A 1,800-nucleotide genomic window follows, 5' to 3' on the forward strand; every position below is an offset into this window, starting at 1 on the left:
CCCGCCACGTGCGTGCTACCATGGGGCGGTCATGCAGGTGTCGTCGTCCCCGCGCTGGGGTGTTCTGGTCTACAGCTCGGCTTCCCCCGACATCGAGCCCGCCTGTCGCGCGAGCTTCGAGGAGGTCGTGCGTGCGCATCCCGCCGACGGTGTGTCCGTGGCCGGGTGGCTCGGCACCACGGGCTCGGTTCGCCAGACCTCTCCCCAAGGGGACAACGTGCGCCCCCCGGTCGACATGTCCCGACCGGAGGCCCTCGAGTCGTTCCTGCGCTGGGGAATGAAGGCGGTGCCCGCCGAGCGTTATGTGATCGTACTGGGCGGGCATGGGTCGGGGTTCATGGGGGCCGTGATGGACAGCAGGCGGCAGCGCATCATGGCACCGCAAGAGATGCGAGAGGCCCTCGAGCGAAGCGGCATGAAGGCCGACGTGCTGGTGCTCAACGCCTGTCTCGAGGCCAATGTCGAGGTCGCGGCCGAGCTCGCGCCTCGCGCGTCGATGCTGGTGGCGAGCCAGGGGCTTCAGAAAGGGCTGGGCCTTCCCCTGGGACAGGTGGTCGAGGGGTTGCGTGCCGACATGCGTCCCGTCGAGGCGGCCCGTCTCGTGGTCGATGCGTCGGCGGGCGTGCCGGCGCGTTCGCCCGTCGTCTCTGCGGTTGATGAGGCCCAGGTCGCGTCGGTGATGCGCGCCCTCGACCGCCTCGGGGCGAGCCTTCTCGACGATTCGGTCGCGCTCTCCGCCGCGCGCGAGATCGCGGCCGCTCTTCCGGACTTTCGCGAGCTCCCGCGGGATCGCCCCCTGGTCGACCTGAAGGACATCCGCACGCTGGCGCAGCGCCTGGCCACCGATGCGCGCCTGCGCTCGACGGCCACCGCCGAGGCGGCGGCGGCCCTTGACGCGGCGGCCGATCAGGCCGTGGTGGCGCGCACCCAGGGCGACGGGTCGGCTCGAGACGCGTGGGGGCTGTCTGCCTATCTTCCCACGAAGCCGCTCCCCTACGACTGGGTGAACCGTCAGTACGATCGCCTCACGCTGTCGGCGCAGGCGCCCCACTGGCACGCGGCGATGGCGAGCCTTTCAGGGGCGTGAGCTTCGCGCCTCTGGCTTGCGCTTCAAGAGCGGCATGCACTTCGTGGGCCTACGGCTTACGGCCCCCGATCACGAACGAGGTGCGCGACTGCGCCCAGGCCCGCGCGTCGAAGGGGCCCGCTCGGTTTGACGCGGCGGAGATGGCGGTGATCTGCACCTGCACCGGGCCACCCATGAAGATGCCGGCGGGAATGGTCACGCTGGTCTGATCGAGGGGAAGCACGATGTTGTTGCGCATCGACCAGTCGACGCCGTGGCGCTCCCACAGGTCGCAGCGCCACGCGCTCTCCCAGAGCACGGTGCGCCCGTCTCCGCCGCGCGCGGTGGCGACGACGCAGTAGGCCGTGGCGCGGGGTACAGGCGCCCATGCGATGGCGAGGGGGCGTCCGAAGTCGACCTTCCCGTCCAGCGGATGGCTCAGGGTGAGCGGATCGAGGAAATCGTTCGTGGGTCCCACCGTGACCCTGGTCTCCCCCGCGTACGACACGCGCGCACGGTACTCGCCGCGTCCGGAGGCGGAGACATCGATGGCGGCCAGGCGCGCCGGATCGGCCAGCCCCGTGGCCCCCTCGCTGTAGCGCAGGCTCGAGCGCGTGCGCCATCTGCGCGTGCGGGGCTGGCCCGCGGGAACCGAGCTGCCGACCCCCCAGTAGACGATGGCGTCAAGCTCTGAAGGCGGGGCGGCGGCGTCGACGTTCACCAGGGATACCGGA

The 1,800-nt window shown here is 71.1% G+C and carries 2 protein-coding genes; one reads left to right on the forward strand and one right to left on the reverse strand.

Annotated elements, in window-relative coordinates:
- Nucleotides 1–31 precede the first annotated feature (31 nt).
- Nucleotides 32–1,087 carry a hypothetical protein gene (locus EB084_24710; protein ID NDD31466.1) on the forward strand — a complete coding sequence of 352 codons (1,056 nt, stop codon included), beginning with the start codon at nucleotides 32–34 and terminating at the stop codon, nucleotides 1,085–1,087.
- 49 nt (nucleotides 1,088–1,136) lie between these two features.
- On the opposite strand, the gene EB084_24715 is transcribed toward EB084_24710, so the two are convergent.
- Nucleotides 1,137–1,787: a hypothetical protein gene (locus EB084_24715; GenBank protein NDD31467.1), complete on the reverse strand. Its 651-nt coding sequence runs from the start codon at nucleotides 1,785–1,787 to the stop codon at nucleotides 1,137–1,139.
- Nucleotides 1,788–1,800 lie beyond the last annotated feature (13 nt).

Source organism: Pseudomonadota bacterium, from assembly GCA_010028905.1.
GTDB lineage: Bacteria > Vulcanimicrobiota > Xenobia > RGZZ01 > RGZZ01 > RGZZ01.